Below are 24,462 nucleotides of genomic sequence, written 5' to 3' on the forward strand. Positions count from 1 at the left end.
CCTCCTGCCTTTTCCAAACTACAAATATTTACGCCATTCTATTTAATATGCTTCAGAGTTTATCTAAAATTCCCAAAATTCAAAAAAGACCTAGTAAGTCTACAGTGCCGTTGACTGAAATCATATCAATGGCTGTAGAAACGCTATGGAATAATAAATTACGCACAGGACTGACGATGCTAGGGGTAGTTATTGGTATTGCGTCTGTAATTGCGATTACTTCTGTGGGTCAAGGGGTGCAGAAAAGTGTTGAAAACCAAATCCAAGCACTAGGGACAAATGTATTGCAAGTTTTAGCGGGTGCAGCCAGGAGTGGAAATATCCGTCAAGGCGTGGGTTCTACTAGTACTTTAACTTGGGAAGATGCTAAAGCGATCGCTCAACAAGCCCCATCAGTCGATTTAGTTTCGGCATATCTGCAAAGAAATGCTCAAGTAGTATATGGTGGCGAAAATACTTCCACCACAATCTACGGTACAGATTTAAATTATCCCGATGCACGCAATACTCATCCCCAAGAAGGGCGATTTTTTACCCAAGAAGAACTCGATTCTAATAAGCAAGTGGCGGTGATTGGCCCGACAGTCAAAAGGACATTATTTGGCAATAGTACTCAAGTCATTGGTGAGCAAATTCGCATTCAAGGAGAGACTTATGAAATAATTGGCATTATGGAACCGAAAGGCGCTCAAGGGCCGATGGATAGAGATGACCAAATTTTTATTCCCTTAACTAGTATGTCGGGGAGACTAGTAGGAAATAATGCTTTAACTGGTGTTTCGGTGAGTGGAATTTTAATCAAATCTAGTAATCAAGATAAGTTAGAAGCAGCGCAATTTCAAGTTACTAATATTTTGCGCTTGCGTCACGAAATTTATCCACCGCAAGCTGATGATTTTCGGATTACGAATCAAGCTGATATTGTTAGCACCTTTACTAATGTTGTTGGTTTATTTACAATTATGGTGGTAGCGATCGCCGGAATTTCTCTCGTGGTCGGTGGTATCGGAATTGCCAATATTATGCTAGTTTCCGTAGTAGAAAGAACCAGAGAAATTGGCATTCGTAAAGCCGTCGGGGCAACTAATTCAGCGATTCTCAATCAATTTTTAGCCGAGGCGATCGTGATTTCGATTGTCGGTGGCGGTATTGGTATGGGCAGTGGTATTTTAATTGCCTTTGGCGCATCAAGTATTTTTAAATTTCCTTTTGTAATTTCTGTGGCATCAGTAGTTATCGGTTTTGGACTTTCGTTATCTGTTGGCCTAGTTGCTGGTGTGATTCCTGCTCGTAATGCAGCGAAATTAGACCCGATTACAGCTTTAAGAAGCGACTAATTTGAGAAATAAAAGCTTTTCTCTTGTCTCCCTTGTCCTCCTTGTCTCCCTTGTCTCTTCTATTCATATATTAAATAAAAATACTCCCTAACTAATATTTTCACTCAGCACTCAGCACTCACTACTCAGTACTAAAAATTATGACCACAATGATTTGGATGGAATCTATTACAAAAACCTACAAACTCGGAGAAATGAGCGTTCCGATTCTCAAAGGTATTCACTTATCAATTGAAGAGGGTGAATATGTCGCAATTATGGGTGCGTCAGGTTCAGGTAAATCTACACTCATGAACATTTTGGGCTGTTTAGATAGACCTACTAATGGAAATTATATTTTTGAAGGCAGAAACTTAACTACTTTTGATGATGATGAATTAGCTTATATCCGCAATCAAAGGATAGGTTTTGTGTTCCAACAATTTAATTTATTAGCAAGAGCAACAGCACTAGAAAATGTGATGTTACCGATGGTTTATGCTAACTTACCCAAACACAAACGTCGAGAAAGAGCCTTGTCAGCTTTAACAAGAGTAGGACTAGCTGAACGCATTCTCAACCGTCCCAGTCAACTGTCTGGAGGACAACAACAACGAGTTGCGATCGCCCGTGCTTTAGTTAATCGACCAGCATTAGTTTTAGCAGATGAACCAACAGGTGCATTAGATACAGAAACTTCTTATGAAGTGATGAATTTGCTCACAGAATTAAATGAGCAAGGTATCACTATTGTGATTGTTACCCATGAACCAGATATTGCAGCGCAAACAAAAAGAACCATCCGCGTCCAAGATGGTTTAATTGTTGGTTGATTTGGGTGATTACAAAATAATTAACCGCAGATAAACGCGGATGCACGCGGATATCATTCTCTCAGGTGATAGTCAGACAAAATTAAGTAATTTAAACTTTATTAACCACTCCTATTCCCTACTCCCCACTCCCTACTCCCTACTCCCTATGCTATCTTCAGTGCATTCTACTTGGTTTGTTGTAGCGATCGCTCTGTTAATTTCTGCTGTACCAAAGAGTGTTGATGCTCAAACTTCACCGCAAACAACACCACAAATTCCCGCAGAAAACTTAAATCCTAGTGCCAATCCTTTACAATTTCCGACTAAACCAGAAGAGGTACAGATTCAAAAAACTGTACCTTTGAGTTTGACACAGGCTTTAGAATTAGCCAGACGCAATAATCGTAATTTACAAGTCACAATTTTAGAGTTAGAACGCAGTCGTGCAGCACTGAGAGAATCTCAAGCGAGCTTGTTTCCTAGTCTTGATATCAACGGGAATGTAACTAACAGTGGTAATGGTTTTAGTAGCAACTCTTCTCAACCAAGTACCTCTTTTAACGGTACAGCACAACTGAATTATGACCTCTACACATCCGGTAATCGTCAAGCGGTTATCAAAGAGGCCGAAGAACAGTTACGCATCGATGAGTTAGATGTGGAAAACCAATCTAGAGAAATTGAACTGAATGTCAAAACTCAATACTATAATTTGCAGCAAGCTGATGAACAAGTCAGAATTAATCAATCTGCGGTAGCAAATGCTCAAGCCAGTTTACAAGATGCTCAAGCCAGAGAAAGAGCAGGTGTAGGGACAAGATTTGATGTCCTACAAGCTCAAGTAAACTTGGCTAACGCTCAACAAGACTTGACTAATTCCCTATCAGATCAACAAATTGCCCGTCGTCAACTTGGGACATTGCTCAGTTTACCCCAGTCAGTAGATATCACAGCCGCAGATGCAGTGGCATTAGCAGGACTGTGGCAACCAACCTTAGAACAAAGTATAGTTGAAGCTTTTCAAAATCGCCCCGAATTGCGCCAACAAATAGCCCAAAGAAATATCTCCGAACAACAACGACGACAAGCAATAGCACAAGTCAGACCGCAAGTAAGTTTAGTGACAAGTTATAACTTACTCGATCGCTTTAACGATACTGCCAGCATCACTGATGGTTATTCTATTGGTTTGCAAGCCAGTATGAATTTATTTGATGGCGGCGCAGCTAAAGCTAGGACAGCGCAGGCTAAAACTAATATAGCGATCGCAGAAACTCAATTTGCCAATCAGCGCGACCAAATTCGCTTTAATGTTGAACAATACTACACTCAACTACGCTCTAATTTAGATAATGTGCAGACTTCTGCTGTGGGTTTAGAGCAAGCTAGAGAAGCATTGAATATTGCCCGAATTAGATATCAAGCTGGTGTTGGTACGCAAACAGAAGTCATCGAGGCAGAAAATGACTTAACCAGAGCCGAAGGTAATCGAGTCACCGCAATTTTAAATTACAACCGAGCTTTGGCTAATCTCCAACGCGCCGTTAGTGCTAGAGCCTCGCGCTAGGTATGTCAGTAGTTTAGCTAGATATCGATCTTCCATCTGAGCCTAAATATCTAGTACAGATTGGCGTAAATAAACCGACGGCGCTCAGTGACCATAAGGAATTGCTAAAAGGGTTGTAGGATCACTATTCTTTCTTTTTCCTTTTGACCTTTTACTTTTGCCTTGTTGTACTAGATATTGTTACCCTAGCTGACAGCAAATGCAGTCATCAGTGTCAGAGCAACAAACATAACAGCTACTATCCCCTGGATGATGTAGCGTTGTTGTTGTTCTGGAGAGGGATACTCTGCCAAGGACATCACAGGTTGAATAGCGTAGGTATTTATCATTCCCTCATCATCTACTGTGTAGCCAGTTGCAAGAGGCACATTCAGCAATTGATTGCCTTCTCTGTTTATATGCGCTTGAACTTCAGCCGGCATTAACTCGCTGCCATCACTACGAAGATTGGCAATTGCTTTCTTCGGTTTTTTTCCCGCTTTTAACTCCCCAGCTTGATTGAAGTGCATTTCCAATGGTTCACAGATGTACACCTCAGATTCAATAAAGAAGCTGTTAGCAGTTATACAATTCTCTGGGTTGAGGGTCTTCCCTTCTTTATCGGTGTAGAGCATGGGCTTTACCTCATTTTTAAGTTTTATATAAATATTATAACAAATTATTTACATAAATACAACATTTATGATATTATTTTTAGGTTTTTATTGGGTTAATAGACTTTTGTCAAAGTTCTGTCTATAAATCTGCAATTCATATTGCACCCAAGAATAAAAACAAAGAAACCCTGCTATTTCAGGGGTTCAGAGGATTATGCAGATGGGATATTCAGGAACTTGTCAGATGTGCCAAATTGCCCCAAGCTTGTTCTATCGGATCAAGCCCAGTTCCATAAGTTCTTGAGGAGATGCCAGCACATCAATTGCCACAAAGAAAATCTTGCCTTGCGGGTTGAGCAAAAACCGCCATGCTAGATTTATGCCAATACTGTCACTAAACCAAGGCGTTTGGACTTTACCCATCACCTTAGTCTGGGTGAATTCTCCTGCTGCTGATTCCGTTACCCCTCGCTCTGGTATGAGCTTGAGTCCATAGCATTCTTCACGCATATAAGCGAGGATGTTCTCTTGACCCACAATCGGTTCCTGGAAAGGCGGTTGCAAGGCACCATCTTCAGTAAATAAAGCCACAGCTCCTTGAAAGTCAAAGGCGTTCATATTCTCCATGTAGCTGAGAACGGTTAAGTTATCGATGCCCTCAATGCTGACTTTAGCTCTGGGTGCGATGTCTTGAGGCGGAACCACAGGTTGTTTGACGTTTTGCTCGCTAACCTTTGAGTTATACCCCATATTAACGACAATATTTTGTAATACGGTGAGTTGCTGACCGCCTTCAAGTTGACGGATGGCTTCGAGAACATCTGAGGCCTGTGGAGAAAGTTTATAACCTTCTGGAATCGGGGCAACGATTCCTAGTTTCATCCACTCGCCTAACTCATACCAGAAGCCTAACTTGATGTTTGTGCCGAAAGATGAATAGGTACGGCAGATAGGAGTATCAGTATGGTTCACTAGATCGCACATCATTTGTGTTTGCTTATCCGCAGACATCTGCTTAATTTGCGTCAGAGTTTTTTCTGCAAAGACCATATTAGCTGCTCCCATAGCAGCAGGAGTGATTGTAACTCCCATCTCGGTATAAGCAAACCAAAGCAAAGCTAACTGATCCTCAGCACTGAGTTGATTGCATGATTCAACCGTAGCCGGCACCACATTAGCAACTGGAGTGTCGGGAAAAATAGAGCGTGCAGACTCGATAGTAAAGGACATCTTTCAAAATCTCCAGAACGAAATTAGGTTAATTGATTGATCGTGTTTTACATTTCTGTAAGTATTGCCATATCTAGAAATAAGCGATGTCTTTATCTACAAAGCATCGCTCACCAATAGCAGATTTATTGTCAGGTGTTAGCTAGAGAAATAATTAGCAGACTCTAAGAGATCATTGTGTTGTCTTCCATCAGGCATTTTTGCTCCCCGCAGATTTGCCCTACTGAAATTTGCTCCTTTGAGTCCAGCCCAGTTTAAATTAGCATTGCTTAAATCAGCGCCGCTCAAATCTGCATTACTTAAATGTGCGCCACTCAAGTCTATTCCACTCAAATTTGCGTTAGTTAGGCTGATGCCTCTCCAGTCTGCCTCTCTAAAATTTCTTTCTCCGTTGGCATATCGTCTTAAAACTTCATTGGCATCCATATTGGTTGCCTCACAACGTATAGCGTTATCGCTGTTTATACATCTACTATAACTCATAATGTGCTATTAAAACATCACAAGTTCACTTTGGGAGATCGCTTCTTTTGCGTTTTTCCAGCCGACAAAGCTAGGTGGAAATCCCCGCACATTCTCATAGCCTAATAGGTGTAGTGTCATTACCCCCATTGCCGAGCGATAACCAGAGGAGCAGTACAATACCACAGGGCGATCGCGGGGAATTTGATTCAGATTTTGCGACAGAGTTCGCAGGGGAATATTAATTGCGTTAGGTATATGTCCAGATTGATACTCAGAAGTTTCTCGCACATCTATTAACATAGGTTGAGACTTCTTCAACAGGCTTTTTAACTCTTCGACAGAGGCGATCGTGTAATAGCCTGCGGGAATCGAAGTGAGAAAGCGATCAACTCCTGATTCTAGATTGGGGGGTTGAGAGATTGATTCAGCCTGTGTGAGATTTGCTGCTAGAGTTGGGCTAAACCCAACTCCAACCCAGAGGTAAAAACACATAGCAAATCCCAGGAATATGGTCTGAATTGATTTCTTAAATATCATATAGTTTTGCCATTTTTAGGGAGTAAATCAATTAAAGCTTCTGGTTTAACACGAGGCGATTTCTGTGTTTCATATAAGCAAAGTAACTAGCAATAATCATTAGAAATGCTGGAGCCGCAAGCCATAACCAGAAACCAGGAAGTAACTTGGTTAATAGAAGATGACTATAGGGATTACTACCATTTGGTAAGGCCAGCCAATATGCTGATATTGTTCCTGTAAAGCCGACAATAATGGCAATAAAAGCAGAAACTATGGAGAATTTGTATTTTTTTTGTACAAACGATTTACAGGAAAACCAATAAAGCGGATTGGCTAAACAGCCAATAGCTGGAATTTGAAGAAAGAACAATCCAAGTATTCCCCAAATTGTAACTTCAGCCCCCTTCATAACAGAAATAAAACTTGTCTGCTTTGTCTGGTTGTCAACTATATCAAAAGCAAGTGCTGGCAAGCTAAGTCCTATTATGTAGAGCAACAAAGATATTCCCAATAGAACTAAGCGTTTATTAAATAAAAGTGGTTTTTTCATGGATGTATTTTAATTGCGATCGCGTCTTTACTATTAAGGCAAGATTCCTAACACCAGGATTGTTCTCCTGGAGGATTGTGCAGTAACTCCCGAATATTGGCTTCGATCACCCGATAGCCCACATTGCCGTTGAGTCTCTGCCGTCCTTCATTAAAAATTAGGGTGGGGCTGACTGTAACTGTCTGTTCTTTCACGAGCAACACCAAATACGGGGACAAAGTGGTGTGCGATCGCAATCTTGTCTTCAAAGGTTGTTTTCAACTCATCCAAACGAATCTGAGCAATATAAGCCCAAACGCAGAGAACATCGGAAAAGTAAAAAATCCGAATCGGTTCCATTTCACTTCATCCTTAGACCCACCAGGGTTTCTTTCCAGTGCGAGGATCAGTTTCCGTCCACGGCGAGATTAAAATACTGTTATCGATCACTGCAACCTGGACAATCTTCAGTGGGAGAGGAGCGGGGCCACGTACCACCGTCCCATCTGGGGCATAGCGAGAACCATGACATGGACATTGAAACTGCTGATCCAAAGGATTCCAGGGGAAGGTACAACCGAGGTGGGTGCAGTTATCGACAAGCCCAATATGATCTAGGGTGTGATCTTCTTTGACAATCAGATAGGTGGGTTCTCCTGCCAAACCGGCAACTAAGGCACGGGTTCCCGGTGCGTCAGCCAGAATTTGCGATGCTGGGATTTGTGTCCCTAGAATATCTTTGGCCAAAATAGCACCTCCAACCCCCGTTTTTTCTGCTGGAGCAATCAAGAATTTGCCAGCAGGATAGAGCGCAGCACCCGCAGTGACCGCGACGGTTGCTCCGGTAAGAAAGTTGAGGATTTGCCGTCTTGATAGGGATGGATTTTCGAGTGGAATACTAGTATCCATGTTCGTTAATTAGATATTCTGTCAAAGTAGTAGACATTTTTATTATACTACCATATAGTTATATTATTAAAACAATAAGTTTTCGTTGAGATAAGCAATATGTTATTCCGACAACTATTTGACAGTGAAACTAGTACATATACTTATTTAATTGCAGATTTAGTCACGAAAACAGGGATTTTGGTTGATCCGGTATTAGAACAAGTGGAGCGCGATCGCCAATTACTGCAAGAATTAGGAATAACGCTGAAATATTGTTTAGAAACCCACATCCACGCCGATCATATTACTGGCACAGCAAAACTGCGGGAAATAACAGGTTGTTTGGGAATTGTGCCAGAAAATGCCCAAGCTGGATGTGCCGATAGATTTATGAAAGATGGCGAAGTTATAGAATTAGGCAGCCTCAAAGTAGAAGCGATCGCCACCCTCGGCCATACTGATAGCCATAATGCCTATTTAGTGAACGGTACTCACCTACTCACCGGAGATTCATTATTTATTCGTGGTTGTGGAAGAACAGACTTTCAGAGTGGCAATGCTGGAATGATGTACGATGCTGTCACCCAAAAATTATTCACATTGCCCGACGAAACCTTAGTCTATCCTGGTCATGACTATCGTGGTCATACAGTTTCCACCATTGGCGAAGAAAAACAATTAAACCCTCGGTTTGCAGGACGTAACCGCGAAGAATTTATCCAGTTAATGGCAAACCTAAATTTACCCAACCCGAAAAAAATCATGGAAGCCGTACCCGCCAACCAACGCTGCGGTAACGTGGCGGCGTAATTAATAAGGGGAGTAGGGAATGGGGAGTAGGGAGTAGGGGGAAGAAATTTTTGTAACCGCTTGTCAATCCCATTTATAGAATCTCTGCGTGCTTTTCTTTGCGCCTACCCTGCGGGAACGCCAAGGACGAATGCGCGAAACACTCTGCGTTTAAAAATATTCCTCAAAGGTAAACAGTCATGACCACTTCTCATATACGCAAATTACAAACCATTGACGCTCAGACTCTTCAACAGTTACTCAAACAACAAACTGTCACCCTGATAGATGTGCGTGAACCATCTGAATATGCTGGAGAACATATTCCCAATGCAACACTAATTTCCTTGTCCAAATTTGATCCGCGCAAAGTACCGCAAACCCAAGACACCCAAGTAGTTCTTTACTGTCGTTCTGGGAATCGTTCAACAATGGCGGCGCAAAAACTATTTGATGCTGGATTTACAGAAGTCACCCATCTTAACGGCGGGATGACAGCTTGGAAAGCCGCAGGTTATCCCACCAAAATTAGCCAAAATGCCCCAATTAGTTTAATACGGCAAGTGCAAATTGTTGCAGGCTCTTTGGTGGTTACAGGCACATTGCTGGGCGCTTTTGTTTCTCCTTGGTTTTTGATTCTCAGTGGCTTTGTCGGAAGCGGATTGATGTTCGCGGGAATTACAGATACCTGTGCGTTAGGAATGCTACTAGCAAAACTGCCTTATAACCAACGGAGTAGTGCATGACCTGGATAATTGGACATATACTAGCTGCTTGTATTGGGTTGAGTTTAGGTTTGATTGGTGGCGGTGGTTCTGTATTGGCGTTGCCAGTTTTAGTTTATGTTATGGGTATACCCACAAAATCTGCGATCGCTATGACTTTGGCGATCGTCGGGACTGTGAGTTTGTTGGGTATAATTCCTCACTGGCGAGCTAAAAACATTCAGTTAAAAACAGCATTAATTTTTGGTTCCGCCACTATGTTGGGAACATTTATCGGGGCAAAAATAGCCTTGCTACCCTTTGTCACCGAAACTTTCCAAATGCTGCTGTTTGCCATCATGATGTTATTGGCAGCAGTATTCATGATTCGCCGTAGTTCTCAAAAAGTAGCTCCAGATGATCAGTTAGCTTTGTATCCTCCGCCAGTCTGTCAATATTGCTGGTTATGGTTAATGACTGAAGGTTTAGGTGTCGGGATACTCACTGGCTTGATTGGTGTTGGTGGTGGATTTGCAATTGTTCCAGCTTTAGTACTTTTGGGAAAAGTACCGATGAAAAAAGCAATTGGCACATCACTCTTAATTATTGTGTTTAATTCAATTGCTGGTTTTTTGAGCTATTGGGGACATATTTCTTTTAATTGGCAGTTGATGTTATCTTTTATTGTGGCTGCTAGTGGTGGAACAATTTTTGGTGCATATTTGGCAGAATTTGTTCCTGCTCATAGACTGCAAAAAAGCTTTGGCTATTTTTTACTAGCAGTTGCAGCTTTAGTACTATTTCAAAATCGCCATTCTTTTCAATCCAGCAAAGTATCAGAATACACCCCTAACATTCGTGATCGACTTTATGTTTCTGCGAACAAGAATCATGATACCAATACTATATAGTAATATAGTAGATAGATATATTTAGCCATGAGTATGTTAGAAAATTCACCTGCTGCCCTGGGGCCAATTGCAGATTATTTTAAAGTACTTTCAGAAACTAGCAGGCTCCAAGTTTTATGTAGTTTAAAATCGGGTAGCAAAAACGTCTCAGAAATTATCGAAGCTACCGGACTGGGACAAGCCAATGTGTCTAAACACTTGAAAATTTTGGCACAAGCAGGTATTGTTCATCGTCAACCACAAGGAGTCAGTATTTACTATGAGATTGTTGACCCTTTAATTTTTGAGATTTGCGAACTGGTGTGCGATCGCCTCTCAATTCGTTTAGAACAACAAACGGCGCAGTTAAAACAACTAGAAGCTTTACGCAGCCGTTGAAATTATATTACTTTTGCGCCCTCTTTATGAGGGTTTTTTTGTGGTTGTCTTGAAAGTGGTGTGAAGTGCGATCGCAATTTGTCGAAAAACCTCGCTTGCTGGGGAAGCTTGTTCACTCGTAGCGATAGGATTTCCGCTATCACCACCGCTACAAATACGCGAATCAATGGGGATTTGTCCCAGTAAAGGCGTTTGTAATTCGGCTGCGAGTTGTTCACCGCCACCACTACCAAAAATATAAGTGCGTGAACCACAATCCCCACAGGTTAAGTAACTCATATTTTCCACAATCCCCAGCACCGGAACACCGACTTGGCGGAACATATATATATTACGTCGCACATCGGCAACAGCTACTTGCTGCGGAGTCGTCACTAAAACCACCCCACAAATTGGACTTTCTTGAATAATCGTAATTTGAGCATCACCTGTACCTGGTGGTAAATCTATTAATAAATAATCTAATTCGCCCCATTCCACATCATTGATAAATTGGGTAATAATTTTGTGCAGGACAGGCCCCCGCCAAGCCAAAGGACGATTTTTTTCTGCCAGTAAACCCACCGACATTAATTTAATTCCTTGCACTTCCAGAGGTAAAAACTTCTCACCTGTAGGAGTCTGAATTACTTCCACATCAGCTTGTCCTAAACCCAACATTTGCGGCACATTCGGCCCATAAACATCCGCATCCAATAGCCCAACCTTTGCCCCTTGTAAACTTAAAGCGGCGGCTATATTTACAGCAGTTGTTGATTTACCAACACCACCCTTACCACTAGAAACTCCCAGAGTGATTTTCACCCCAGGAATTGTACAAATTTGAATATAAGTCTTTTTACACCAAGTTAAAGCTGATAATTTAACTTCAACTTCTGTTTTTAATTCCTGCTGATGAGAACCAATATATAAACGCAAGTAAACGTAGTCACTAACTATGCGGAGATTTCGCACCATTCCCAAACTTATAATGTCATTTTTTAAAGTTGGTTCGATAACCTGTTTGAGTAGTTCAATTACTTCTTGTTGATTCATTTAGATACTTGCCAAAATATCTTTTATCCAAGCTTCTTCTTCAGGAAGTCGCTTAACTTTTAAAGGTTGTGTATAATCAATTGCTAAGTCGAATCTAGCACGTTCATATACTTCATTGAGTAACCTTTGCAAGTCAATAATTGGCTCAGATTCCCCTTCATGCAAAGGTATAGGAAAAACCGGAATTGGAGTTTTTAAATCGAAAGTATATAAATCGGCATCAGGTCTGTTGTAGCTGCGACTAACCAAGATACTATAATCTGTAATTTTCCCACCCAAAATCGGCATCGGTTCACCTTGTTTTAAAAGGTCAATTTCTACCAAATTAGTGGCAGAAGCTAAAATTTTCTGTCGTTTGCTTTCGTAAGCAGTTCTACCTTCTTTGGAGATTTTATTTTTAGGTGAAAGTATTTCAATTACAGCTACTACTTCTTTATTTTGAGTTGCACGCACTTCTAAAAATCTTTCAGTTACCTGTTCAGGGATGGGAAGTTTGACTTTAGTCGGTTCGCTAAGTTTTGCAGCAGTCAAAGTTGTGCTAATATCTGGAATATTACGGTTAGCAACCGCTATATCAGCAATTCCCACCAGTAAGATATCATCTACACTTGTATAAACTCTCTCTTCAATAGAAACTCGGTATTTAGGCGCGATTTGAGGAGTCAAATCATCAGCTATAGCGACAATCAAACGATTATGAACTTGATGCCAAAGTTCAGGCTGTTCCAAATACGGGTTCATTCCAGGAAATGGATTTGCCATTGCATTTTCCCCTAATTATTGACTACTCCCCTGATACTATTTTATCTGTTTGTATCTTGTTAATCGCCCGTTGTGCTTGAATAGCAACTTCCCTATCAGGATCATCTAAAGCTTGTTGCAGTGGGATGATAACATCAGAATGAGCGAAATTACCAAGAGCAATTACAGCTTCTTTCCGAACATCTGCATATTCATCTGTTAAAGATTGAATTAACTGCGGCATTACTTGAATATCTGGAATTTTTTGTAAGGCTTGTGCTGTTGCTTTCCTGACTTGCCAATGTTCATCACTTAAAGCAGTCTCTAAGGCGAAAATTGTTTGATGATTTGCGTGAACAGCTAGAGATTTAGCCGCATTACGCCGCACTTGCCAGTCATGATCATTAGTCAGTGCTTGACTGAGTTTATTAATTACTTCTATATCTTGCAAATGTCCCAGAGTTAAAGCCGCAGCCCGCCGCACAACTGCTGATTCATCAAAAATTAAATCTAAAGCTTCGGGGCATTTTTCTAATTGATTAAGATATCGCAATGTAGTTATTGCAGATTCTCTTAATTCGGGATTATTTGATTGTAAAAATGGTAATATATATGGTAAAGATTGAATATCATGAATTTTACGCAACAGCACTAAAATATTCAGTTGTGTATTGATATCATCAATTTTTAGTTTATCTAGTAAAAGTAATAAATCATCTTGACTAACTAACTCATTTAAAGCTGATGCAGCTTCATTGCGAATATCTTCATCTTGCGAACTCAAGCATTCAATTAAAGCAGGAATCGCCACAGGATTAGCAATTTCCCAAAGGGCAGATATGGCTATTTTCTGGATAGCTATATTTTCATCCTTAAGGGCAATAATTAAAGCATCAATGCTCTCTTCTTCGCCAAGATGTTGTAAAGTTTTAACAGCTACTAAGCGGTCATTAACATCAGGCGATCGCAACATTTCTAACCATTGATTTAATTCAGAATCAGCACTTATAGACATAATTTTATCTCCCCTCCAACCCTCTGCGCCTCTGCGTGATATAAACTTACATAATTACCGCAACAAAAAAGGAATCTGCACCGTAATAGCATTAGTAGGACATTCCTTTTCACAAGGTAAACAAAACCAACACTCATCATATTTCATATATGCTTTCCCCGTCTCTGGATTCTTAGCCAACACATCTAAAGGACAAACCTCAATACAAGCCGTACATTTTTCCAAACATTTTGATTCATCAACAATGACAGGTACATCTACTCTTTGATTAATTAAAGCCATAACATCATTCCCCAATTTTGTAATTTAGACATTAAATTAATTGCTTATAAAAAGCTAAAGACTGTTTGATATTTGTATAACCAATTTTTTCATAAAATAAATGTGCCTCTTTGCGGATAATATTAGACCGTAAAATTACTCCATCACATTCTTTTAATACAGCCCATTGTTCGATATATTGCATTAAATAACGCCCAATTCCGTGATGACGATAATCTTTATCTACCACTAAGCCTAAAAGAATTACTTGCTTTGGCATAATGAGTAAATCACAAATATGAGCGTGCGCCCAACCAATTACATATTCATTTGCTAAAGTTGCGACATAAACAATATGTTCTGCATCATTTTTAATTTTATTCAGACGTTGCTCTACCTGTTGATTTGTCAAAGAATATCCTAGTTGTTCACCAAGGATAGTAATTCTTTCTGCATCTTTAATATTAGCTTGTTTAATTGTAACTTCTTTAACTAAAACAACTTTATTTACCATAATTATTACCCATTATGATTTATCAAATGTTGTATAAATAAAGCGATATCCTATATCAATCTCTTGCAGATTATGAATTTCGCCATATTTTTTTATCCATTCTCCACTATTTAAATCGGCTGTAAGTAACTCTAATCCTTTTTCTACTAAGTCTTGATTAGCTAACGCAAAAGATGATATACCCGCACGTACTTCGGCTCTCAGATATAATTCTGGTCGTCTCCAAGCTGCGGCGGCGAATAAATCAGATAAGTCGTGTGGTAACAAAAATGGTATGGCTTCAACACGCCTTTTAGTATTCTGTTGAAGCAAATTAATTTGTTCGTTTAACGGTAAAAATCGTAAAGCATCTTCCCACAAAAATGGAAAATAATCATAAAGCCAAATTCTTTGCGCGAGTCTAATATCAAAAGTTAGTAAAACGATTGTTCCATCTCTAATAATTCTTTGCATTTCTTGGAAAGATTTTTCGAGATGCGAAAAGTGATGTATCGCTAAAATACTGATAACACCATCAACAGATTTATCTGGTAAAGCTAAATTTTCTGCATAGCCAGTAAACCACTCAACTTGAGGATGTACAACCGCTTGCTGTCGCATCACAATAGAAGGCTCAACAGCATAAACAAAAAGTCCCTGGTTAGCCAAGGCTACGCTATAACCACCAGTACCAGCACCAATATCAGCGATAACACTACCATTTGGTAAATTGAGTAGATTAATTATTGCATTGACGATGCGAATGTCAGGAACGCGAGTTTGGGAATATTGTTTACCAATGGAATTATAAATAGGCATTTTTTTGAAATATTCAATGGTTAAAAATTATTTAACTAGTTCTAGTAAATTTAAAAGTTGATTGATGATAAATTTAATAATGTATTGTCGAGGTCGAAAATTATCGCTTGATAACTCATTTTTATTTTATTATACTCAAATTAAATTTTCATAAATTAATCCAATAACGGGAAATAACTATATCTGAATTTTCCAAAAATTCTTCACTTGTTAATTGACCTTGATTTTTCTGAATTATACGGGCGGAAGCAATATTATCTTTATTACAGGTTAAAAGAACACGATTCAAACCCATGTTTCTAGCTTTTTCTAAAGTCTTAGTCAGTATTTGTGTACCATATCCTTTGCTTCTTTGAAGAGGACGAATCATATATCCAATATGTCCTCCTCGATATTCTAAATTAGGTATTAACCAATGACGTAATTGGCTTTCGCCTAGAATTACTTTATTCTGTTCCACTAACCAATACGTTGTTGCAGGTACAAAACCAGGTTTTAAATCAATACCTTTGGAATTATTTTCTAAGTATTGAATATAAGCTGAAAAATCTTCTTGAATTAACGTTAAATTATTCTGATCAAATAGGCGTGATTCACCATGTTTTTGATATTCTGCTACCATATCAATAAACTCTGAATACAAATCACAAGTCGGTTTAATTAATTCAAGCATTTTACTAATTGAATCTTTAATTACGTTACGCTTTCCTAGAACTATTTATTTATGCTTTTTTGGTGCCTCACTTTACAGTTACATTGTATAGTTCTTTGGTTGTGTCTACTTCGACAATGTAAGGATCTACAGGACGCTTGAACAATACCATTTGTCCTGATTCATCTTTCTTTAAATTGACATGACAGAACCATTCATCATCATTTTTTTCGGGATAATCTAAGCGGTAATGATAAAGCCCCCAACGAGTTTCTTGGCGATATAATGATGCTCTGGCTGCCATTTCTGCACAGTCTCGAATAAAATGTACTTCCAGAGAACGCATTAATTCATGGGGGTCACGCGCACCCATTAAATCTAATGTTTGTTGATATTGGACAAACTGTTTTAAACCAATCTCAATTTTGTTACCTGATTTGGGTGGTTGGAGATAATCATTAACTAAGCGTCTGAGTTTATATTCTACTTGGGTATGAGGTATGCCATTCGGTCGAGTTAATGGGGCATAAATTCTGGCTTTTTCTGTCTCTAAAAACTCGGCATCTGGTTCGATAAAATCTAAATCTTGGATATAATCAATGGCATGAGTTCCGGCTATGCGACCGAATACAAATGCGCCAATCATATAATTATGGGGAACGCTGGCCATGTCTCCGGCTGCATATAAACCGGGAACTGTAGTTTGAGCATTTTCATTTACCCACACACCAGAAGCACTATGACCGCTACATAAACCGATTTCGGAAATGTGCATCTCTACGCCGTGGGTGCGGTAATCTTCATTTCTACCTTGATGAAAGCGTTCTCTACTTGGTCTTTCATTTGCCCAAAGTATGGATTCAATTTCGGCAATTGTATCTTCATCAAGATGGGTCATTTTGAGTTGGACTGGCCCTTTTCCTGAGTTTAATTCTTTCCAGATTTCCAACATCATTTGACCACTCCAATAGTCGCAACTAATGAAGCGATTTCCTTCGGCGTTGGCTGTATGTGCGCCAAATGGCCCGGCGACATAGGCGCAGGCAGGGCCGTTGTAATCTTTAATTAGGGGATTGACTTGAAAGCATTCAATGTTACTGAGTTCTGCGCCTGCATGATAAGCCATTGAATAGCCATCACCAGCGTTGGTAGGATTTTCATACGTGCCGTAGAGATAGCCGGAAGCGGGTAAGCCGAGTCTGCCACAAGCACCTGTACAGAGGATGACGGCTTTGGCTTGAATGATTATATAGTCGCCGTTTCTGACATCAAATCCAACCGCGCCAATGGCACGTCCGTCTTTGACTAAGACACGGGTAGCCATGACACGGTTTGTAACCTTGACTTTGTGGCGCTTGACTTGTCTGGTAAGAATAGTTTTCAGGTCTTTACCTTCTGGCATAGGTAAGACGTATTTACCCACACGATGCACCTGTTTTAAGTCATAGTTACCTTGGGCATCTTTTTGAAACTTTACGCCCCAACTTTCTAATTCTTGGATGACTTCATAACCTAATTTACCTGTTTGATATACAGCTTTTTGGTTGAGAATGCCATCGTTAGCTAAGGTGATTTCCCGGACGTATTGTTCTGGTGTGGAATGGCCGGGGATGACGGCTGTGTTGACTCCATCCATACCCATTGCGATCGCACCACTCCGACGTATGTTAGCTTTTTCTAATATCAGCACCTCTGCATCAGGATTTGCCTGCTTGGCTTTAATACCTGCCATTGTGCCAGCAGTACCGCCACCAATGACGAGTACATCAGTTTTTATGCGTTGAGTATTGATATCCATAAGTAGGGAGTGGGGAATGGGGAGTGGAAATTACAATTACTACTACAGGTTGGCGTAAGTAAACAGACCACACTTCGACTACTTCGGCTGCGCTCAGTACAAGTACGCTCAGTGACCGGCTGTAATTGCTAAAAAGCTTGTGGTATCGTGATTTTTTCTTTTGCCTTTTGCCTTGTTGTACTAGCCTCTAGCCTTCCAAACAATTTCGCTAACATTGACAGATTTCGGTATCAGCTTGATTTTGTAAAAAGTATCGGCAATTTCCTGCTGTGCGCGAATTACTTCGTCGGTTAGCGGTAGTACGTCGTAGTCTCGGCGTTTTTCTGCCACTTCTAAAACTCCAGCATCAATACCCAATGCTGGCGCGAGAAATTTGGCGACTTCGGTAGGATTATTTTTTGCCCAGTCGCTTCTTTTTTTGACTTGTTCCAACACTGTTTTTAAAGCATCAGGGTTCTTGTCTACAAAAGATTTCGCCGCTAAATAATAACCGCGATTTGGTGCTAACCCAGTTGCATCAGTTAAGGTACGTGCGCCTGTAGCAGCTTGCGCCGCCGCTAAATACGGGTCCCAAATTGCCCAAGCATCAACATTATTACCCTCAAATGCCGCACGCGCATCAGGCGGTTGCAGAAAAGCAGGTTTGATATCGTTGTAATTTACTCCGCCTTTTTCTAAGGCTTTGACTAATAAGTAGTTAGTATTAGAACCTTTGGCAAACGCAACTCGTTTACCTTTTAAGTCTGTAAGGCTTTGAATAGGGGAATTTTTTGGCACAATAATTGCTTCGGCTTTGGGACTCCAAGGGTCGTAAGCAACATATACTAAGGGATTACCTGCTGCTTGGGCAAAGATTGGTGGTGATTCACCTGTGTAGCCAAAATCAATACTCCCAGCGTTCATTGCTTCTAACATTGGGGGGCCAGAAGGAAATTCTGACCATATTACGGAAGCACCACTCGCAGCAACAGCCTTTTCTAAATCTTGTTGAGCTTTCATCGCGCTGAGAATAGTTGCTGCTTTTTGATAGCCAATACGAATCACGACACCTTGATTGGTTGGACTGGAGTTGGCGGTTGGTGTTGCAGTGGAGTTACTCGCGTTGTTGGCAGAACACGCAGACATCACCAAAGCCAACGTCAACCCGCCAGCAAAGAATAAAGCAAATGTGTTAATTCTCAATAGTTCATAATTTTGCAGCACACTGCTGAACATCTTCATCAGTCTATTTGATAGATACTTAATTAACATAGGCATATTCAGGCTATAAGTGATCTAATAATACGTCAAGTCGAGCAACTAACCGTAGTTTGATAGCATACTCACACAAATAGCCGACAATTGCAAGCTAGTAGTTCACCAACCCAATATTGCTGTGTAGACCCTGCAAGGGAGCAGGGGAGCAGGGGGGAATGAAGGTACTCTCTCCCCTGCCCCTCTGCCCCTCTGCCAGCCACCACGCAAAGTTATCTTGGCAGACTACTAGTAGCATTTTGGATTTAAGATTTTAGATTTTGGACTAGTAAGGGTTGATTGGTAAGCTTTTGAGCGTTAAGATAGGTTTCTCTAGATACAATGCACTTAGCTTTCTTGTTGAGGAACTTCTCATAGATGTGTCCAGTAAGTGTTCGGACTAGTAACTCTACGCGCAACCTAGAAACTGGTGTAGCAAAACTGTGGCTGTTGTTAGTGGGAGTTAATCAATATCAAGATGAGCGCATACCTTGTTTACGTTATTCTGCACAAGATTGCCAAGGTTTAAGTGCAGCGTTAAGTGCAGCAACGGCAGGATTTCCTCAAAAAGAATTGCGAGTTTATTGTGATCATAGTGAGAATTTACCTTTATTAGAAAATGTCCGCAATAGTTTAAAAGAAATTGCGGCTACGGCTCAAGCTATAGATACGGTATTAGTTTATTTTTCTGGTCATGGAATGTTAGAACCATCTGATAAACAGGTGGTTTTGTGTTTGCAAGACACTCAACAAGATAATTTAATTAACACTGGGTTGCAATTACAAGAATTATTGCAAATATTAGAAAATAGTGCTGCCCAACAACAGTTAGTTTGGTTAGATGCTTGTCACAGTGGTGATTTGACTTTTGTGGGGGCGAGGGGCGAAAAAAATCCTTTGCTAGATTCTACACAAGAATTAGTAGAAATTCTCCGCCAAAGAGCAGCTAAGAGAAAGGGATTTTATGCTTTATTATCTTGCGATCGCGGTCAACAATCTTGGGAATTTACCCAATTAGGTCACGGAGTTTTCACTTACTATTTAATTCGCGGATTGCGGGGAGAAGCCGCAGATTCTCAGGGAATTATTGAAGCTGATGGTTTGTACCGCTATGTTTATCATCAAACACTGGCATATATAGATAAAGCTAATCAACAATTGCGAGTCATTAATCAACTCAAAAAAGGTAGAGGCGAAAATCAAATTCATTCGGAATATACTTTACAAACACCAAAGCGAATTGTCGAAGGTGTGGGTGAGGTAATTTTAGGACTAAAACCAAATCAAAAAGGTGCCACACGTCATCCCCGCCAAGGTTTAATTATTGATGGATTTTCTCAGATTAAAGGTGCTTCTGCTTTCATCAAAACACTCAGCAATTCTGGTAATTTTGAAATTAATTATTGGAACGGGCGTGGCAATAGTATCAAGTCAGATGTCCGCAAAGCCATTCAAAAGTGCTTACTTGCCGAATCTTTCTCGGAATCTCCCAAAGAATATCAAATTCAAGAAACTGCTACAATATTTTTATATTTACGTGGACAGGTTCAAGAAACATCCACAGGTGAAGCAGTATTAGTATTAGCTGATGATACCGTAATTCATCGTGCTTGGTTACGCAAGCAGTTACGCCTGTGTAAGTCACAACAAATTATTATTTTAGATTGTCCGTTCCCAGATAGTAATATCCGCGATTGGGTAGAGGAATTACAACTAGGCACAGATGCCGGACAATGTTTAATAGCTAGTACAGCACCAGATAATGCGAGTGAGACTTTTGCTAAGACTTTATTAGATATCTTCAATCAAGATAAGCAATCTTCTGGACTCACAGCCGCTAGTTTAATTACTCAATTACAAATCAATTTAGCATCCAGAGAAGTTAAACTATACTTTTGGTTATCTGGTTCCCAAGGAATTATAGAAGTTTTCCCAGAGAAGCATTCATTTGTAACTGAAAGTTCTACTCAACCAACAGAAGATGATGATTTAAGTTCATCTTTAGGCATAGATTACTCGCAATTGCGAGATTTATTACAAGCTGGTAGATGGTTAGAAGCCGATGCAGAAACCACAAATCTGATATTAAAAATGGCGCAAAGAGAACAACAACGCCACCTTGATTTGCAGAGCTTAGAAAACCTACCTTGTATTGATTTACTGACTATCGATCGCCTCTGGGTAAAATACAGTCACGGACACTTCGGTTTCAGTGTCCAGCAACGCATTTACCAAAGCATTGCGAGTTCTGCATCAGACCCGGTGTTATCTTTAATGCTGGGTAGTGCCAAAGTTGCAGCGTCGGAAACTTGCATTGATTTTGCTAACCGAGTTGGCTGGCGCTTAAAAGATGCTTGGCTGAGTTATGACAACCTCACTTGGACAGAAGATGCACCAATGGGACATTTGCCGTTTTTTGGCTTTTTTGAGTCGGTTTGGCGAGTCAAAGTCTTAGGCGTTTGGGAATGGCATAGTGCGATCGCTACTGCTAATTGGTGGCAATTATGCGTTAATCTGTTCTCACGCCTAGAAGTTTGTCAAACACGCTTCAGTTAAGGTGATGAGACTTGATTTCTCAATTTCTGCTCTACCATATTAGACAATGAGCAAGATTTGGGGGATTCTCCCCCAATCCCCCGATTGGGGGACGGTTGCGTCCCCCAAACCCCCTCCAAAATCATTCTTTCGTTTTTTGTTGAGTAATTAACCCTGTTCTGTCACTCTGAAAAAATAAAAATCTGAGCTAAGTTTTCAACTTTGTATATCACAAGGGTTTGAGCGTTTATTTTCTAATATAACCCTCTTCTGTCACTCTCCGAAAAGCTTTATCATTTCTGAATTCTAGAGTTCTGATACAGTGGGCGATCGCCCAGTTTTTTCTGAATTAAAATTCCACAAGATGACTAAATGTTAACGACAAATACCTGAATCTATTGATGTAGCGTATGTTTAAAACTTTTTATTAATAGGAGAAACTGGAAAGTGACAGAAGAGGGATATAGTCCTGCTACCCGACCACGATGATCCCAAATTTGGCGATCGCACCAGCATAAATATCAGCTTTGAACAGCAAACTCAGTTGGATCGATCCCCCAATTTACCCAGCAAATTGCTTCACGGGCAGAACTGATATCTGGTGGAACCCGCAATACATGAATAAAGCCAGTACTGGGACAAGTCATTTTCAGCAAATGTATAGGTTCAATGTCAACCTCAGACTCAATTTGCAGCAAGGTGTATTCTTGCCAGTTGTCGCCTTCCTTCGCTTGCAACTCTTGACAAATCCGTTCATAGCCAATGCCTTGAATCAAAACCCGCCGTAGTTCAGCATTTCGTTGTTCTAGTAACCACTCAGCACGCCAATTTGTTGGGTGGATTTTACCATACTTCTCTGGCAAAGGAATTCCCCGATAGGCATAGACACCATAACCGTCAGGAAACTCGATTGCCAGAATTCCTTCGCCATGAATTTCCCCTGCACTATTGCGGCGAATCAGAGGACGCAAAATTGCGATCGCCACTCCTTCATAAGGAAACATCCAACCTACCTGTTGCATATAGTTGCAAAACAGATTGTATTTGTCTTGTGCCAGTGGAACTCCTAGCTGATGCGCTGCTGTAAACATTGCTGCCCAGCAAATACCCCATTCTGGTAATAAACAATCTCCTAAAAAATCTCCTAAAACCTCAGTTAATCTATCCAACATAATGCGTTGAAAAGAGCCTTCCCATAGTTCAGAGAGGGGATTTCTGATGCGGTGGGTTAATTCAGTTTGTAATGTGCCTAAACTACGTGAGAGCGATCGCCACAAATCTTCGCGTAACACTTCCCATAACTCCGCTAACATACAGTCAGATTGCATACTTTGTTGTTCAATCTGCTGTCTTGCGGCTGCTGGACTCTCAAAAAATTGGACTTCTGGTTGCGCTAATTCGGCATATTTATACAATGCCTGAATTGCAATTGTAGCTTGCTCTAAAACCAGGGGCGTGCTACAAACATTACGCCACTGAGATTGAGTTTGAGAGATAATGAGTTCTGTTTCTGACGATGGCAAATTCTCAGCCATACTATCTCCTAAACGCAGGCAATAAAAAATTATTGACTAAAACGCACTGCCATAGCAGCTAAATTCATCTTTGTGTTCGGCACACTGAAACACCAGCAAGAGATTATCCCTATCATAGTCAAATCCAGTGTTGCCTTCGTATTCAATACCTTGACCTAATTGATAAAAGAGTTGCATGGGTTGACCACAGATCCGACAATACTGATGCTCCACTTGTTGTCCCCAGTAGCCCCACCCCGAAAGCTTATCTGCTGTTCTATCCCAAGCTAATTGAATATCTATTGCTGTCGGTCTGTCGGGGTCGTCTTCCTCGTAGTATTCACAATCCTGTGCATCAACATGGAAGATTAGCATTTCTTCGTATTCAGTGTATTCTGTGCCATAGGTTTCCTGTGCTTCCTCATAGAAAGGATAGTCATCAAAAGGTTGCCATCCGACAATTTGCAGCATATAGCGACCATGAAAGTCATCAATGCCACTGGTTTGAATTACATAGGGTGTCCATGTACTGAGGTTTGCAACATCTTCTACACTCATTTCCGGCTCTGGTGGTGTTGGCGTTGCTGATTCAGGAATTGCCACAATTTGGGGGAATTGTACATAGCACGAGAAACAGGAAAATAGTTGAAATAGTCCAGTGCCAAATTTGCCTTGCAAGCTTTCAGGTAATTCTTGCAAATTCAGTTGCACATGAAAGTCTAGAGATTTTCCACAACGAGAACAATGAGGATAATTTGTACCAGGACTTAGCCAAGGTTTACCCAGATATTTAGATGCGAAGGGTGCATCCAAAGTCGGTTTAATTAAAGGTTTCCAGCCAGTGCGCCGGAGATGGTTTAATCGAGCCAAACGGCGATCGCTTCGAGAAATTGGTTGCTTGGTGCGATCGCCTTTTTTTGCACGTTCATAACCCTTCTTCAGCTTAGAATTAACGAGTTTTGTCACTTCTGCCTGCGCTTTTTGGGCACTATCATAGGTTGTGACAGTTGTTTTGCCTGAATCACCAATTCGCCCATAGCGTACTGTTACTTCTACATCGCTGATTGTTACTTCATAGAACTTGTGCGACTTCCCATCGGAAAGCTCCAGATATGTCGTTTCCGTTTCCATATAACTGCTCCTTCTACAGAAAAGATCAGGCTGGACTGGCTTCTCAAACCACTTTGCCAGTCTAAAAGCCTCAGTAATTTTTCTAAATAAGCTTAAACAAAAAGTACAAATATTTTTTACTGTTCTGTTATAACCCAATACGGTTCAGTTAAGAGAATAGTAGGTTAAGTGTAGCGATAGCGTAACCCAACAAAGTATGCGTGAATGTTGGGTTCCGTTCCGCCACCCAACTACACCTAAATTTTTATCATAGGAACCATATAAGGTCAGACTTAATTAACCGCAGATGCACGCGGATGGACGCAGATAAATTTGTCCATAGATTCGATATTTATGAGGTACAGCAACTGATTGAAAAAAGTAATGAGTCAGAAATTTACTTATTACTCATTACTCATTACTTAATACTTCTGGTGTAACTCACTTACTTCAAAATCGCTGTATATTCATCATTTTTATAAATAATCATCCCTAAGATAGTTTTTAAAGTTTGATTTTTCTTCAAATATTTACTGATGACTCTAT

Annotated in this window: 26 protein-coding genes; 8 read left to right on the forward strand and 18 right to left on the reverse strand. The window is 40.4% G+C overall.

Annotated features, from left to right (window positions below):
* Window positions 1-47 precede the first annotated feature (47 nt).
* The 3 genes from H6G28_RS13635 (at window position 48) to H6G28_RS37940 (ending at window position 3,698) form a co-directional block, all read left to right on the forward strand.
* Window positions 48-1,337, forward strand: a complete 1,290-nt coding sequence (locus H6G28_RS13635) for an ABC transporter permease (RefSeq protein ID WP_190593171.1) — start codon at window positions 48-50, stop codon at window positions 1,335-1,337.
* Window positions 1,338-1,477: 140 nt separating this feature from the next.
* Window positions 1,478-2,149, forward strand: a complete 672-nt coding sequence (locus H6G28_RS13640) for an ABC transporter ATP-binding protein (RefSeq protein ID WP_277883229.1) — start codon at window positions 1,478-1,480, stop codon at window positions 2,147-2,149.
* A 148-nt stretch (window positions 2,150-2,297) separates the two neighbouring features.
* A complete protein-coding gene (locus tag H6G28_RS37940) occupies window positions 2,298-3,698 on the forward strand; it encodes a TolC family protein (protein WP_190671380.1) in 1,401 nt (466 codons plus the stop codon).
* 185 nt (window positions 3,699-3,883) lie between these two features.
* On the opposite strand, the gene psb34 is transcribed toward H6G28_RS37940, so the two are convergent.
* From psb34 to petC, 7 genes are all read right to left on the reverse strand, one after another.
* Window positions 3,884-4,312 (reverse strand): photosystem II assembly protein Psb34, encoded by a 429-nt coding sequence (psb34, locus tag H6G28_RS13650; RefSeq protein ID WP_190671382.1) that lies wholly within the window; start codon window positions 4,310-4,312, stop codon window positions 3,884-3,886.
* Window positions 4,313-4,564: 252 nt separating this feature from the next.
* Complete coding sequence (locus tag H6G28_RS13655) at window positions 4,565-5,524, reverse strand: orange carotenoid-binding protein (RefSeq protein WP_190671384.1); 960 nt, start codon at window positions 5,522-5,524, stop codon at window positions 4,565-4,567.
* Between the two features lie 138 nt (window positions 5,525-5,662).
* The gene (locus H6G28_RS13660; RefSeq protein WP_190593167.1) at window positions 5,663-5,950 is read right to left on the reverse strand and encodes a pentapeptide repeat-containing protein; all 288 of its coding nucleotides are present in this window, start codon (window positions 5,948-5,950) and stop codon (window positions 5,663-5,665) included.
* A 66-nt stretch (window positions 5,951-6,016) separates the two neighbouring features.
* The gene (locus H6G28_RS13665) at window positions 6,017-6,481 is read right to left on the reverse strand and encodes a rhodanese-like domain-containing protein (RefSeq protein ID WP_242054573.1); all 465 of its coding nucleotides are present in this window, start codon (window positions 6,479-6,481) and stop codon (window positions 6,017-6,019) included.
* 76 nt (window positions 6,482-6,557) lie between these two features.
* A complete protein-coding gene (locus H6G28_RS13670; protein WP_190671387.1) occupies window positions 6,558-7,058 on the reverse strand; it encodes a hypothetical protein in 501 nt (166 codons plus the stop codon).
* Window positions 7,059-7,208: 150 nt separating this feature from the next.
* Window positions 7,209-7,397 carry a hypothetical protein gene (locus H6G28_RS36840; RefSeq protein WP_242048563.1) on the reverse strand — a complete coding sequence of 63 codons (189 nt, stop codon included), beginning with the start codon at window positions 7,395-7,397 and terminating at the stop codon, window positions 7,209-7,211.
* Between the two features lie 12 nt (window positions 7,398-7,409).
* Window positions 7,410-7,946, reverse strand: a complete 537-nt coding sequence (gene petC / locus H6G28_RS13680; protein WP_190671389.1) for a cytochrome b6-f complex iron-sulfur subunit — start codon at window positions 7,944-7,946, stop codon at window positions 7,410-7,412.
* A 99-nt stretch (window positions 7,947-8,045) separates the two neighbouring features.
* Here petC and H6G28_RS13685 point away from each other — a divergent pair, with 99 nt between their 5' ends.
* The 4 genes from H6G28_RS13685 (at window position 8,046) to H6G28_RS13700 (ending at window position 10,710) form a co-directional block, all read left to right on the forward strand.
* Window positions 8,046-8,738: an MBL fold metallo-hydrolase gene (locus H6G28_RS13685; protein WP_190671391.1), complete on the forward strand. Its 693-nt coding sequence runs from the start codon at window positions 8,046-8,048 to the stop codon at window positions 8,736-8,738.
* A 179-nt stretch (window positions 8,739-8,917) separates the two neighbouring features.
* A complete protein-coding gene (locus H6G28_RS13690) occupies window positions 8,918-9,463 on the forward strand; it encodes a rhodanese-like domain-containing protein (RefSeq protein WP_190593162.1) in 546 nt (181 codons plus the stop codon).
* Complete coding sequence (locus tag H6G28_RS13695) at window positions 9,460-10,332, forward strand: sulfite exporter TauE/SafE family protein (protein WP_190671392.1); 873 nt, start codon at window positions 9,460-9,462, stop codon at window positions 10,330-10,332. The genes H6G28_RS13690 and H6G28_RS13695 overlap by 4 nt, the downstream gene beginning before the upstream one ends.
* A 33-nt stretch (window positions 10,333-10,365) precedes the next feature.
* On the forward strand, window positions 10,366-10,710 hold the full coding sequence (locus H6G28_RS13700) for an ArsR/SmtB family transcription factor (protein ID WP_062293739.1): 345 nt from the start codon (window positions 10,366-10,368) through the stop codon (window positions 10,708-10,710).
* Between the two features lie 24 nt (window positions 10,711-10,734).
* On the opposite strand, the gene H6G28_RS13705 is transcribed toward H6G28_RS13700, so the two are convergent.
* From H6G28_RS13705 to H6G28_RS13745, 9 genes are all read right to left on the reverse strand, one after another.
* A complete protein-coding gene (locus H6G28_RS13705; protein WP_190671394.1) occupies window positions 10,735-11,745 on the reverse strand; it encodes an Mrp/NBP35 family ATP-binding protein in 1,011 nt (336 codons plus the stop codon).
* The gene (locus tag H6G28_RS13710; RefSeq protein ID WP_190671396.1) at window positions 11,746-12,507 is read right to left on the reverse strand and encodes a DUF4058 family protein; all 762 of its coding nucleotides are present in this window, start codon (window positions 12,505-12,507) and stop codon (window positions 11,746-11,748) included. It abuts the gene before it with no gap.
* 22 nt (window positions 12,508-12,529) lie between these two features.
* Window positions 12,530-13,501, reverse strand: coding sequence for a HEAT repeat domain-containing protein (locus H6G28_RS13715; RefSeq protein ID WP_190671398.1), 972 nt, complete (start codon window positions 13,499-13,501; stop codon window positions 12,530-12,532).
* A gap of 54 nt (window positions 13,502-13,555) precedes the next feature.
* Window positions 13,556-13,783 carry a 4Fe-4S dicluster domain-containing protein gene (locus H6G28_RS13720; protein ID WP_053455107.1) on the reverse strand — a complete coding sequence of 76 codons (228 nt, stop codon included), beginning with the start codon at window positions 13,781-13,783 and terminating at the stop codon, window positions 13,556-13,558.
* A gap of 31 nt (window positions 13,784-13,814) precedes the next feature.
* Window positions 13,815-14,276 (reverse strand): GNAT family N-acetyltransferase, encoded by a 462-nt coding sequence (locus H6G28_RS13725; protein ID WP_190593157.1) that lies wholly within the window; start codon window positions 14,274-14,276, stop codon window positions 13,815-13,817.
* Window positions 14,277-14,288: 12 nt separating this feature from the next.
* Window positions 14,289-15,074, reverse strand: a complete 786-nt coding sequence (locus H6G28_RS13730) for a class I SAM-dependent methyltransferase (RefSeq protein WP_190671400.1) — start codon at window positions 15,072-15,074, stop codon at window positions 14,289-14,291.
* A 148-nt stretch (window positions 15,075-15,222) separates the two neighbouring features.
* Window positions 15,223-15,747, reverse strand: a complete 525-nt coding sequence (locus H6G28_RS13735) for a GNAT family N-acetyltransferase (RefSeq protein ID WP_190671402.1) — start codon at window positions 15,745-15,747, stop codon at window positions 15,223-15,225.
* Window positions 15,748-15,814: 67 nt separating this feature from the next.
* Window positions 15,815-17,524 carry a fumarate reductase/succinate dehydrogenase flavoprotein subunit gene (locus H6G28_RS13740; RefSeq protein WP_190671403.1) on the reverse strand — a complete coding sequence of 570 codons (1,710 nt, stop codon included), beginning with the start codon at window positions 17,522-17,524 and terminating at the stop codon, window positions 15,815-15,817.
* A gap of 180 nt (window positions 17,525-17,704) precedes the next feature.
* Window positions 17,705-18,745, reverse strand: coding sequence for a sulfonate ABC transporter substrate-binding protein (locus H6G28_RS13745; RefSeq protein WP_242049248.1), 1,041 nt, complete (start codon window positions 18,743-18,745; stop codon window positions 17,705-17,707).
* Between the two features lie 390 nt (window positions 18,746-19,135).
* Between H6G28_RS13745 and H6G28_RS13750 the strand changes: the two genes are divergently transcribed.
* Window positions 19,136-21,313: a GUN4 domain-containing protein gene (locus H6G28_RS13750; RefSeq protein ID WP_190671407.1), complete on the forward strand. Its 2,178-nt coding sequence runs from the start codon at window positions 19,136-19,138 to the stop codon at window positions 21,311-21,313.
* A 500-nt stretch (window positions 21,314-21,813) separates the two neighbouring features.
* Here H6G28_RS13750 and H6G28_RS13755 read toward each other — a convergent pair whose 3' ends face one another.
* Window positions 21,814-22,827, reverse strand: a complete 1,014-nt coding sequence (locus tag H6G28_RS13755; RefSeq protein ID WP_190671409.1) for a DUF6745 domain-containing protein — start codon at window positions 22,825-22,827, stop codon at window positions 21,814-21,816.
* A 36-nt stretch (window positions 22,828-22,863) separates the two neighbouring features.
* The gene (locus H6G28_RS13760) at window positions 22,864-23,937 is read right to left on the reverse strand and encodes a WGR domain-containing protein (RefSeq protein ID WP_190671411.1); all 1,074 of its coding nucleotides are present in this window, start codon (window positions 23,935-23,937) and stop codon (window positions 22,864-22,866) included.
* Window positions 23,938-24,462: the final 525 nt, after the last annotated feature.

Origin of the sequence: Nostoc sp. FACHB-190, from assembly GCF_014696905.1 — a bacterium.
Taxonomy (GTDB): domain Bacteria; phylum Cyanobacteriota; class Cyanobacteriia; order Cyanobacteriales; family Nostocaceae; genus Nostoc_B.

What these genes read in the sequence shown, in the direction of transcription:
- H6G28_RS13635 (WP_190593171.1), top strand. Translation starts at nt 48, where the DNA reads ATGCTTCAGAGTTTATCTAAAATTCCCAAAATTCAAAAAAGACCTAGT.
- H6G28_RS13640 (WP_277883229.1), top strand. Translation starts at nt 1,478, where the DNA reads ATGACCACAATGATTTGGATGGAATCTATTACAAAAACCTACAAACTC.
- H6G28_RS37940 (WP_190671380.1), top strand. Translation starts at nt 2,298, where the DNA reads ATGCTATCTTCAGTGCATTCTACTTGGTTTGTTGTAGCGATCGCTCTG.
- psb34 (WP_190671382.1), bottom strand. Translation starts at nt 4,312, where the DNA reads ATGCTCTACACCGATAAAGAAGGGAAGACCCTCAACCCAGAGAATTGT.
- H6G28_RS13655 (WP_190671384.1), bottom strand. Translation starts at nt 5,524, where the DNA reads ATGTCCTTTACTATCGAGTCTGCACGCTCTATTTTTCCCGACACTCCA.
- H6G28_RS13660 (WP_190593167.1), bottom strand. Translation starts at nt 5,950, where the DNA reads ATGGATGCCAATGAAGTTTTAAGACGATATGCCAACGGAGAAAGAAAT.
- H6G28_RS13665 (WP_242054573.1), bottom strand. Translation starts at nt 6,481, where the DNA reads ATGTGTTTTTACCTCTGGGTTGGAGTTGGGTTTAGCCCAACTCTAGCA.
- H6G28_RS13670 (WP_190671387.1), bottom strand. Translation starts at nt 7,058, where the DNA reads ATGAAAAAACCACTTTTATTTAATAAACGCTTAGTTCTATTGGGAATA.
- H6G28_RS36840 (WP_242048563.1), bottom strand. Translation starts at nt 7,397, where the DNA reads ATGGAACCGATTCGGATTTTTTACTTTTCCGATGTTCTCTGCGTTTGG.
- petC (WP_190671389.1), bottom strand. Translation starts at nt 7,946, where the DNA reads ATGGATACTAGTATTCCACTCGAAAATCCATCCCTATCAAGACGGCAA.
- H6G28_RS13685 (WP_190671391.1), top strand. Translation starts at nt 8,046, where the DNA reads ATGTTATTCCGACAACTATTTGACAGTGAAACTAGTACATATACTTAT.
- H6G28_RS13690 (WP_190593162.1), top strand. Translation starts at nt 8,918, where the DNA reads ATGACCACTTCTCATATACGCAAATTACAAACCATTGACGCTCAGACT.
- H6G28_RS13695 (WP_190671392.1), top strand. Translation starts at nt 9,460, where the DNA reads ATGACCTGGATAATTGGACATATACTAGCTGCTTGTATTGGGTTGAGT.
- H6G28_RS13700 (WP_062293739.1), top strand. Translation starts at nt 10,366, where the DNA reads ATGTTAGAAAATTCACCTGCTGCCCTGGGGCCAATTGCAGATTATTTT.
- H6G28_RS13705 (WP_190671394.1), bottom strand. Translation starts at nt 11,745, where the DNA reads ATGAATCAACAAGAAGTAATTGAACTACTCAAACAGGTTATCGAACCA.
- H6G28_RS13710 (WP_190671396.1), bottom strand. Translation starts at nt 12,507, where the DNA reads ATGGCAAATCCATTTCCTGGAATGAACCCGTATTTGGAACAGCCTGAA.
- H6G28_RS13715 (WP_190671398.1), bottom strand. Translation starts at nt 13,501, where the DNA reads ATGTCTATAAGTGCTGATTCTGAATTAAATCAATGGTTAGAAATGTTG.
- H6G28_RS13720 (WP_053455107.1), bottom strand. Translation starts at nt 13,783, where the DNA reads ATGGCTTTAATTAATCAAAGAGTAGATGTACCTGTCATTGTTGATGAA.
- H6G28_RS13725 (WP_190593157.1), bottom strand. Translation starts at nt 14,276, where the DNA reads ATGGTAAATAAAGTTGTTTTAGTTAAAGAAGTTACAATTAAACAAGCT.
- H6G28_RS13730 (WP_190671400.1), bottom strand. Translation starts at nt 15,074, where the DNA reads ATGCCTATTTATAATTCCATTGGTAAACAATATTCCCAAACTCGCGTT.
- H6G28_RS13735 (WP_190671402.1), bottom strand. Translation starts at nt 15,747, where the DNA reads ATGCTTGAATTAATTAAACCGACTTGTGATTTGTATTCAGAGTTTATT.
- H6G28_RS13740 (WP_190671403.1), bottom strand. Translation starts at nt 17,524, where the DNA reads ATGGATATCAATACTCAACGCATAAAAACTGATGTACTCGTCATTGGT.
- H6G28_RS13745 (WP_242049248.1), bottom strand. Translation starts at nt 18,745, where the DNA reads ATGAAGATGTTCAGCAGTGTGCTGCAAAATTATGAACTATTGAGAATT.
- H6G28_RS13750 (WP_190671407.1), top strand. Translation starts at nt 19,136, where the DNA reads ATGTGTCCAGTAAGTGTTCGGACTAGTAACTCTACGCGCAACCTAGAA.
- H6G28_RS13755 (WP_190671409.1), bottom strand. Translation starts at nt 22,827, where the DNA reads ATGGCTGAGAATTTGCCATCGTCAGAAACAGAACTCATTATCTCTCAA.
- H6G28_RS13760 (WP_190671411.1), bottom strand. Translation starts at nt 23,937, where the DNA reads ATGGAAACGGAAACGACATATCTGGAGCTTTCCGATGGGAAGTCGCAC.